The 8,722-nt window shown below is 66.6% G+C and carries 9 protein-coding genes, 1 tRNA gene and 1 pseudogene; 4 read left to right on the top strand and 7 right to left on the bottom strand.

Annotated elements, in window-relative coordinates; genetic code table 11:
* Positions 1-18: 18 nt before the first annotated feature.
* A pseudogene (locus ABGB08_RS53800) lies at positions 19-317 on the bottom strand (VOC family protein); the annotation flags it as partial.
* Between the two features lie 22 nt (positions 318-339).
* Between ABGB08_RS53800 and ABGB08_RS53795 the strand changes: the two are divergent.
* The 4 genes from ABGB08_RS53795 to ABGB08_RS53780 all read left to right on the top strand — a co-directional run bounded on the left by ABGB08_RS53795 (position 340) and on the right by ABGB08_RS53780 (position 2,393).
* Positions 340-600: a hypothetical protein gene (locus ABGB08_RS53795; RefSeq protein WP_347608082.1), complete on the top strand. Its 261-nt coding sequence runs from the start codon at positions 340-342 to the stop codon at positions 598-600.
* Between the two features lie 28 nt (positions 601-628).
* A complete protein-coding gene (locus tag ABGB08_RS53790; protein ID WP_347608079.1) occupies positions 629-1,138 on the top strand; it encodes a hypothetical protein in 510 nt (169 codons plus the stop codon).
* 620 nt (positions 1,139-1,758) lie between these two features.
* Positions 1,759-1,983 (top strand): hypothetical protein, encoded by a 225-nt coding sequence (locus tag ABGB08_RS53785; RefSeq protein WP_347608076.1) that lies wholly within the window; start codon positions 1,759-1,761, stop codon positions 1,981-1,983.
* Positions 1,984-1,985: 2 nt separating this feature from the next.
* Positions 1,986-2,393, top strand: coding sequence for a type II toxin-antitoxin system VapC family toxin (locus ABGB08_RS53780; protein ID WP_347608073.1), 408 nt, complete (start codon positions 1,986-1,988; stop codon positions 2,391-2,393).
* Between the two features lie 248 nt (positions 2,394-2,641).
* On the opposite strand, the gene ABGB08_RS53775 is transcribed toward ABGB08_RS53780, so the two are convergent.
* From ABGB08_RS53775 to ABGB08_RS53750, 6 genes are all read right to left on the bottom strand, one after another.
* A tRNA-Thr gene (locus tag ABGB08_RS53775) sits at positions 2,642-2,715 on the bottom strand.
* A 57-nt stretch (positions 2,716-2,772) separates the two neighbouring features.
* Complete coding sequence (locus ABGB08_RS53770) at positions 2,773-4,260, bottom strand: alpha/beta hydrolase (RefSeq protein ID WP_347608070.1); 1,488 nt, start codon at positions 4,258-4,260, stop codon at positions 2,773-2,775.
* A gap of 55 nt (positions 4,261-4,315) precedes the next feature.
* A complete protein-coding gene (gene ricT, locus ABGB08_RS53765; protein ID WP_347608085.1) occupies positions 4,316-5,158 on the bottom strand; it encodes a regulatory iron-sulfur-containing complex subunit RicT in 843 nt (280 codons plus the stop codon).
* Between the two features lie 60 nt (positions 5,159-5,218).
* Positions 5,219-6,841 (bottom strand): hypothetical protein, encoded by a 1,623-nt coding sequence (locus ABGB08_RS53760; RefSeq protein WP_347608067.1) that lies wholly within the window; start codon positions 6,839-6,841, stop codon positions 5,219-5,221.
* Positions 6,838-7,350 carry a SigE family RNA polymerase sigma factor gene (locus tag ABGB08_RS53755; protein WP_347608064.1) on the bottom strand — a complete coding sequence of 171 codons (513 nt, stop codon included), beginning with the start codon at positions 7,348-7,350 and terminating at the stop codon, positions 6,838-6,840. Before ABGB08_RS53755 ends, ABGB08_RS53760 begins: the two co-directional genes overlap by 4 nt.
* 52 nt (positions 7,351-7,402) lie before the next feature.
* Positions 7,403-8,584 carry a DNA polymerase III subunit delta' gene (locus ABGB08_RS53750; protein WP_347608061.1) on the bottom strand — a complete coding sequence of 394 codons (1,182 nt, stop codon included), beginning with the start codon at positions 8,582-8,584 and terminating at the stop codon, positions 7,403-7,405.
* Positions 8,585-8,722 lie beyond the last annotated feature (138 nt).

Raw genomic sequence — 8,722 nt, 5'->3', positions numbered from 1 at the left:
GGTGAAGTTCCCCGTCGTTCAGTCCAAGCAGAACTCGTTTCCCTCCGGATCGGCCATCACGATGTAGCCCGCGCTGGTAGGAGGCGCCGGCTCGTCGCGGCGCAAGCGGGTGGCGCCGAGACCGACGAGGCGCTCACACTCCGCTTCGAGGGCGGCCATCCGCTCGTCGCCGTGCAGGCCGGGTGCGGCGCGTACGTCCAGGTGCAGGCGGTTCTTGGCGGTCTTGCCCTCGGGGACCTGCTGAAAGAAGATCCGAGGACGTACGCCCTCGGGGTCCTCCAGAGACGTCCGCCAAGACCTCTCATCACCGGAGTTCCGTTGTCCGTGCATTGTGCCACCTTGTTGCCCGACGAGGCGGATATCTGGTCGGTGTTGGTGTCATCGTTGTCGGCCGGCGATGACGGTTCTGACGGTGGTCAGGGCGATGACCTGGCCCTGGACACGACGGTCGTGGATCTGGTCGATCATTTCGCGGTGATCGACGACCCGCGTCATCCCTCGTGGGTGGTCCACCCTTTGGCCGCGGTGCTGACACGAACAAATAGCACGGGTTCCAGTCGGACCCGCCACGACGCAGCAGCGATCACGACGGGTCTCTGATCAGGAAGCGAGACCTGACCACGGGATCGTGCGGTGGGCGGCGCTGGCTGTCCAGCACGCGTTGCGGGAGCGCAAGCTCATCCGCCTGCTCCCGGGCCATGGGTACGTGGCCGGTGCCCCCGGCCCGCCGCCCGAACCGGTACGTCCTCCGGTGCCGGAGCAGGTCGTGCACGTGGCCGCCGTGCTGGTGCGGAAGATCCGCTGTGGGCAGATCGCTCCGCACGCCCGCATCGCCACGATCCCGGAACTGGTCAGGGAGTACGGGATATCCAAGCGGACGGCCTGGGATGTGCTGTTGGTGCTGCGCTGCCGGGGCTACGCCTACGAGATCAAGCACAAGGGCACTCGAGCAACGACCTTCGACAAGTGGCCGCCTGTGGACACCTCGTTGGAGGAACCCGGCCCGCCCCCTAACCATGTGCGCGAGACGCGCCGTCGAAGGCCGCGGCTGACCCTTGCTCCTGAGGTTTCGAGGAATCGGTCTCACGACGGGCTGGACGACGACGAGCACGGTCACCGCAACGAAGCCCGCTCCTAGCCTTCAAACCCCCTTGAGCGCCCTCCGCGAGCGACGCTGATCCCACGGCCGCCTCTCCCGTGGCCGGCGTCTGCTCCGGGTCTCCACCGAGCGACCCGTCCAACGGCGGAGGGCCCCGCGCGGCGGCACGAGGTGTGGCATCTCACCGCACGCCCCCGGCCGCCGCGCTCAAAGCATTGAGACCGGTTCAATCAAACGCGGCGCGGTTCATCGGAGACAGGCAGGCCCGACGGGTCGGCACCCAAGTAGCCCCCGGCGCACGCGGATGCCCTGCGACACGACCCCCAAACGGCACGGCATGCATATCGACAGGACCGGGCATTGATGGACCCCCTGCTGTGGACGCGGCGGCCAGCCCGCTCTCCGGTGGGCCGGGCTGAGGAACGAAGCCCGGACCGTCGATCGCCCCCGGCCACCCGCGGCGGCAAGCCGCCCAGGGCGATCGTTAGGGCTGCATCGGGTGCGGCGGTGGTAGTCGCTCTTCTCCCTGGTCAGGCGATCGATCTTGACGCCTGCGGGGCGGCGCGAAGCGTCGTCGCCTTGAAAAAGGAGTAGAGAAAGTTCTCATCCGCCAGAGCCTTCGATCATCTTGCATGCAAGATGCATGCTAAAGTGATTGCATGGGTATTATTCAGATCCGGGACGTCCCCGAGACGACAGAGCGGACATTGAAGGCGCGGGCCGAGCGAGAAGGTAAGTCGTTGGCGGCCTACGTGCGTGACCTCCTGAACGAGGAGGCGGCCGCTCCGGCGTTGGACGAGGTGATGGCCAGAATCGCCGCCGATGAGCCGGTTCCATACGATCCCGACTTCGTACGCGAGACGATGCGCGAGGGGCGCCGGTGAGCGTGGTCGTAGACGCCTCGATCGTGTTCCGTCTCCTGGCGAACGTGAAGGGCGACGATCTTCTCCGTCAGCGGCTGGCCCGCAAGGTGCATGCTCCGGCCTTGATCGATGTCGAGATCGCGTCAGTGGTGCGCGGTCACGTAATCACCAGCAAACCAGAGGTAAACATCTCCGAGGCGCGGGCTCGGATCATGCTGGATCGCTACGCGCAACTCAAGATCGTCCGCCATCCGATGCTGCCTCTTCAACCGCGCGTGCTGGAACTGCGGAACAACCTCACCGCCTATGACGGCATGTACGTGGCCCTAGCCGAACTTCTGGAGTTGCCGCTGCTCACCGACGATGCCAAGTTCGCCGGATCGACGGGACATCGAGCGGAGATCCACCGCTACCCACCACCGCTGGTGTAGGTCACCTCTTCTTTCACAAGGCTCCCGACTGGCTGAAGGCGAGCCAGCGATGGATCGAATTAGAACGCAGCCTGTCGATCAGCGGCTCCGGCTGGTGTCGCGTGCGGCCAGTTCAACGTTCTCCCTTGCACCATCTGCGTAGGCTGTCGAACTCGGCTGTCAACGCCAGGACCAAACTGCAACGGAGAACACAACGGGAAACACCTCAGGGCGTCTCCCACGAGGAGAAACGCCCTGGTCATGAAGGGAGCCGCCTTGGGGAATCGAACCCCAGACCTACGCATTACGAGTGCGTCGCTCTGGCCGACTGAGCTAAGGCGGCGGTGCTGTGGACAGCGAGGTCGAGTCTACAGGGTTTGGAGTGGTTGTCGCGCCTGGGTTAGCAGCGGGTGCCTGCGGCGGGGGGTGCGAGGTTGATCAAGTAGTTGTCGATGGCGGCGTCGATGCAGGTGGAGCCGGACATGTAGGCGGTGTGGCCGTCGCCGTCGTAGGTGAGGAGGACGCCGGAGGTGAGTTGGGTGGCCAGGCCTTCGGCCCACTCGTACGGCGTGGCGGGGTCGCGTAGCGTGCCGACGACGACGATGGGGGGTGCGCCGGGGGCGGTGAGTTTGCGGTCGGGGTCGGGGCCCTTGACCGGCCAGTAGGCGCAGGTGAGGGAGTCCCACATGATGAACTCGCCGAAGCGGGGGGCCAGTTTGGCGGCTTTGGTGGCGGCCCGGGTGTAGGCGGGGGTGCCGGATGGGAAGGCGTGGTCTATGCAGTTGACGGCTTTATTGGCTTCCGACTGGTTGGTGTAGGTGCCGTCTTCGCGGCGGCCGAGGAGGAGGTCGGCGAAGCGGAGAAGATAGGTGCCGTCGCCCTGGAAGGCGGTTTTCAGGGCTTCGCGGAAGACTTCCCAGGATTTTCGGTCATAGAGGGGGGTGGCAATGCCGTACGCCAGCCAGGTGTCGTTGATTTTGCGGCCGTCGTTGAGGGTGTTGCGGAGGGGTTGCTGGTCGGCGCGCTGGAGTAGGGCGGTGATCTCGTTGAGGGCGCCCTGGACGGTGGTGCTGGTGAAGGGGCAGTCGGTGGCTTTGAGGCAGTCCTTGATGAAGGCGGTCAGGGCGACTTCGAAGCCTTTGGACTGGACTTCGCTCATTTTGATGGCGGATACGGCGGGATCGACGGCGCCGTCGAGGACGAGGGCGCGGACCCTCTTGGGGAACAGGTCGGCATAGGTCGCGCCGAGGTAGGTGCCGTAGGACTTGCCGAGGAAGGTCAGGCCTTCGTCGCCGAGGACGGCGCGGAGAACGTCCATATCGCGGGCGGCGTCTGCCGTACCCACGTGTGGGAGGAGTTTTGCGGATTTTTCCTGGCATTTGGTGGCGAAGGTGCGGGAGCCTTCTTCGATTTTGGTGATTTCCGCGGCGGTGTCGGGGCTCATGTCGATGCTCATGTACGCGTCGAGGTCGCCGCCGTTCATGCACCGCACGGCGGTGGATTCGCCAACTCCGCGAGGGTCGAAGCCGACGACGTCGAAGCGGGCTCGCACGTCCGCGCTCACTTGGGTTCGGGCCGCTCTGGCGTACTCGATGCCGGATCCGCCTGGGCCGCCGGGATTGACGAGCAATGACCCGATCCGGTCGCCTGTGGCCCGCAATCGGATGGCGCTGATCTCGATCCGCTCGCCGCGGGGGTCGTCATAATCGAGCGGCACCATGACGAGCGCGCACTCGAAATCGTCGTCGCAATCCTCCCAGTCCGGCTGCTGGGTGTAGAAATCCGCCAGGCCGGAGCTGGGCGCACTCGACGCCCGCGGTGTCTCTCCACCGCTGCACCCGGAGCCCACCAGAGCGACCAGAGCCAGAACCACGAGGGGACGCTTCACCTTCAGAACACTACCCAGCCCTGCTCAGTTCTCGCCCCCGTCATCCACAGGCCACTCAGTCTTCGGCCAGGTCATCCACAGGCTCCGCATACTCCGCCTCGTACGCCTGACGCGGCGCGCACACACTCGCCTTCGAGCACGCACACCGCCGTCCCCCATCGTTCAACCGAACGATCACCGAATCCGACGGCACATTATGCCCGACGACCACCCCAGGTCCTTCGGGCGTGTCCACCGCGAGTCCGGTGCGGGGTGCGGTCGCCCGGAACTCGCCGTACAACGGATGCTCGTATTTCAGGCAGCACATCAACCGCCCGCAAGCCCCGGCAATCCGCAGCGGATTCACCGGAAGATCCTGATCCTTCGCCATCCGTACAGAAACGGGCTCGAAGTCTTTCAAGAACGTGGCGCAGCATAGATCGCGCCCGCACGGGCCAATTCCGCCTTGCAGGCGTGCTTCGTCCCGCGGGCCGATCTGCCGGAGTTCGACCCGGGCCCGGAGATTACGCGCGAGATCGCGAACAAGTGCCCGGAAATCCACCCGGTGGGGCGCCGAAAAGTAGACGGTGTAGACGTTCTCCTCGTCCACATAGTCGACGCCGATCACCTTCATCGGGAGTTCGTGGCGTTTGATCAGGCGCTTGGACACGCTTCTGGCCTCGGCGCGGCGGCGGCGGTTGCTCTCGTCGCGGCTGAGATGCTCGTCTCCGGCCATCCCGGCGCAGACCGGCAGCCCGCCGACGTCCTCGCTCACCCACTGGGGCGCCCAGATGCATTCGGCAACCTCGTTGCCGGCATCGGTCGGCACCAGCACTTTGTCGCCGACCTTCGGGCTGTGCTCGCCCGGATCCAGGTAGTAGAGCCGCCCATATCGGGTGAAGCTCACGGCCATCATCATGCCCAACGAGCTGGCCTCCTCGATCTGGTACGCCTCACGGCCACCTTACGTGGAGTCCGATCACCATGCGAGTTCCGCGGCGAACTGGGGGGCAGGGTCGGCTTCGCCCGTGGTCAGCGGACGGTATGCGCCATCGGTGACGGCCCCGATCTTGCTGCCCTGCTGGACGAGCAGGTTCTCACCCGTTCCGTCCAGGTCCAGGAGCTGCGCGAAGCCCGTCTGCGTTGTCCGGTAGAGGACCTCCTCGGCATGTCCGTCCTCGGCGCTGAAGGCGACGATTCCTGATATGCCTTCCTTCCGTTTTACTGTGCCGTCCACGATCTCAACCGCGTTGAATCCCATCATTCCGAGCAGGCGGCTGCCGTCCGGGGACAGAAGGACTCCGAACAGGCCGCCGGAGAGTCCTTCGTAGGAGTCGGGCAGGGATACTGTGCGCGCTTGGTCCAGATTGTCGCCAGGCGCGTCGGTGTCCAGGACCCTGATGTTCCCGGGTTCCGCGCACATCCACTGCGCGGATGTGCGCGGCAGGGTGACAAAGCGGCACGACGACATCCCCGATGGCATGCTTTGCACGGTTACCGACCCATCGGTCGGATAGGGCGTTATCGGCTTGGGTGTCGGGGGCTCGCTCGGAGGGGGGCTTCCGCTGCCCTGGTTGACCCCTGCCGACGGCGTGGGGATAGCGGTGACCGTAATGCCCGGGTTCGGCGTGGGGATAGCCGTGACCATAGCGTCTGCCGGGTTCGGCGTAGGGATGGTGTCTGCCAGGTTTGGCGTAGGGATGGTGTCTGCCGGGTTCGGCGTAGGGATGACCGTGATTGTGGCCGTGGGCCTGGCGGCCAGCGGGCTCGGCGCGGGGAGAGTGGTGGACCCGACCTCTCCCGGGACCAGGGTGATCGTGACCGCCGGCTCAGGGAGGGGCAGCGCCGAACCACTCGGAAGCGGCAGCACGATGTTCGCGCTAGGCACGGGTGTCGCCACAACCACGGGCGGTTCGGCAAGTGCCAGCGCCGCGGGAGGACCCGGTCGGAAGGCGACATGGCTGCCATCGGCGCTCATGGACAGATCCGTCACGCCAAACCCGTCCGGCGACTTCCACGTCCGGCTCTCCCCCGTCGCGGTGTCCGCGACCACGAGGCCGGCGACCTGCCCGGGGACGCACGGTTGCAGCGCGTACGCCAGCTTCGTCCCGTCCCCGCTCACCGCCAGCCCGCTCACCCTGTTCCCCTCGGGGGGCACGCTCGGAACCGTACCGAACTCAAGGATTTTGCCGTTCTCGTCCAGCAGCAGCCGATACAGGTTGGAGCCGCACATGCGTTTGGAGCTTGCGACGTAGAAGAGCCGATTGTCCTGAGCGGCCTGAACGGTGGTGAACCATTCTTCTTTCCCCAGATCGTCATAACGATCGGTTTCGACGCCGCCGTCGACGGTTCTGACGACGATGCCGTCCCGCGCGTCGACGAGGAACTTCGGCGGCACCGGCGCCGAAGCGGCCGAGTTGAGCCCGCCGCCGGCGACGAACATGCTGCCGCCCGCGATCGCCGCCGTCACCGCGGTGGCCGCCGCGACCGGCACCAACCAGGTCCTGGTACGGCTTGCGCCCAGCTCCAGCGGACGGACACTGTCAATGGTCCCCCCGGTCGCCCGAGTCGCGTCGCGCAGCCGGTCGATGATGTCGTTCACGAGCGTTCTCCCAGCAGCCGTCCGAGCGCGTCCAGCGCCCGGGACGTGGTGGACTTGACGGTGCCCCGGCTGACCCCCATGACCTGGGCGGTCTCCTCCTCCGACAGCTCCGCGTAGTAGCGCAGCAGGAGGGATTCGCGCTGCCGCGCGGGCAGCCGGTGCAGGGCGGCCATGACCTCGCGGCGCTCGGCCCCGAGCAGCGCCGCCGACTCGGCCGACCAGACCGGCGGCTCGTACGTCCCGGCGAACATCGACGGCAGCCGCCGGCGCCGCAACACCGACCTGGAATTGTTCAGTACGGCACTGCGCAGATAAACCAGCGCCTTATCCGGATCCTTGAGATGGCGAAACCGCCGATGCAGGCCGAGAAACGCATCCTGCACCACGTCTTCGGCGCTCTCCCGGTCCCCGACCATGAGCAGGGCGAGCCGCGCCAAGCCGACCGCGTGCTCGGCGTAGAGCCCGGTGATCGCCTCATCGTGCTCCCCGGCGGGTTTGTGGAGGTCCATGATTTCGGCCTGCATGTTCCAGAGACGCGGAAACCGGGCCGAGGTTGCTCGGTTAGCCTCGGGGGTTTCTGAGGGAGAGGGTCATCGCTTCCACCGCCATCTGCGGATTGACGTTGGCGGCCAGGCGTTCCCGGCACAGCATGATCGCGTCCACGCGCCGCAGGGTGTCCTCCGGGGTGCCGGCCCGGGCGAGAACATCGAGGTCGGAGCGTCGATCCTCGTTGGCCAGCTCGACCTGGGCGCCGAACTGCACGGCGAGGACGTCGCGATAGAGCGCCATCAGATCGAGGAGGGCGAGGTCGAGTGATTCGCGTTTGATTCGGGTGGCGCGGGATTTCTGCGCGTTCTCCAATTCCTTCAACGCGCCGGCGCCGCCGCGGATCAGGCCTTTGTTGAGGCCTTTGCCGGATGATCCTTCGCCGTAGAGGGCGCGGAGTTCGGAGATCTCGGTTTCGTTGAGTTCGGTGGTCGCGGCGGCGGCGTCCTCGTCCGCTGTTTTGACCAGGCGTTCTGCGGCGGTGATGCATTCGCCTACGCCGGTGAGGGTTCTGGGCAGGGAGAGTACGGCGTCGCGGCGTCGCCGTACCGATTCGTCGAGGGCTAGGCGGCGGGCGCGGGCGAGGTGGCCTTGGGCGGCGCGGGCCGCTGATTCGGCGATGGGGTGGGGGACGTTGTCGTGGGTTGTCAGGACGTGGGCGACGGCCTGGGTGGAGGGGGTGCGCAGGGTTACCACCCGGCAGCGGGAGCGGATGGTGATGATCATGTCGTCGGCGGCGGGGGCGCAGAGGAGCCAGACGGTGCGGGGTGGGGGTTCTTCGATGGCTTTGAGTAGGGCGTTGGCGGCTTGTTCGGTGGCGCGGTCGGCGTCCTCGAACAGGACGATGCGCCAGCCGCCGAGGGTGGCTCTGCCTGCTGCCCTCAGGATGAGTTCGCGGGTTTGTTTGACGCTGTAGGAGAGGCCTTGGGGGCGTACCGACTCGAGGTCTGGGTGGGAGCCGACCTCGACCTGGTGGCAGGAGTCGCAGTGGCCGCAGCCTTGCTGGGGGCAGAGTAGTGCGGCCGCGAATGCCTTGGCGGCGGCCGATCTGCCTGAGCCTGGTGGGCCGGTGAAGAGCCAGGCGTGGGTCATGCCGGCCCCTCGGCCTCCGGCGAGCACCTCGGCCGCGGCTGAGGCGGCCTGCCTCAGGACGACGGCAGCCCGCTCTTGGCCTACAAGATCATCGAACACGCCCACGTGCCCAGGGTAGTGTCTCCGGTCCTGTGGTTGCCGTGGATCTCCCACCTCGGAGCTCCACTCCGCCCCCCATCGTCACCGTGGGTTCTCCCACCCACCCACCCCGTTGTTTACCCTCGGGCCCCGCCCGACCCCGCC

Source organism: Acrocarpospora sp. B8E8, assembly GCF_039871605.1.
Taxonomy (GTDB): Bacteria; Actinomycetota; Actinomycetes; order Streptosporangiales; family Streptosporangiaceae; genus Acrocarpospora; species Acrocarpospora macrocephala.
The sequence above is the reverse complement of the archived record's forward strand: the minus strand, read 5'-3'. Positions and strand labels throughout refer to the sequence as shown.

Bases quoted from the DNA above. Each gene is read 5' to 3' on its own strand.
- ABGB08_RS53755 (WP_347608064.1), bottom strand. From the start codon at position 7,350: ATGGACCTCCACAAACCCGCCGGGGAGCACGATGAGGCGATCACCGGG.
- ricT (WP_347608085.1), bottom strand. From the start codon at position 5,158: ATGATGATGGCCGTGAGCTTCACCCGATATGGGCGGCTCTACTACCTG.
- ABGB08_RS53785 (WP_347608076.1), top strand. From the start codon at position 1,759: ATGGGTATTATTCAGATCCGGGACGTCCCCGAGACGACAGAGCGGACA.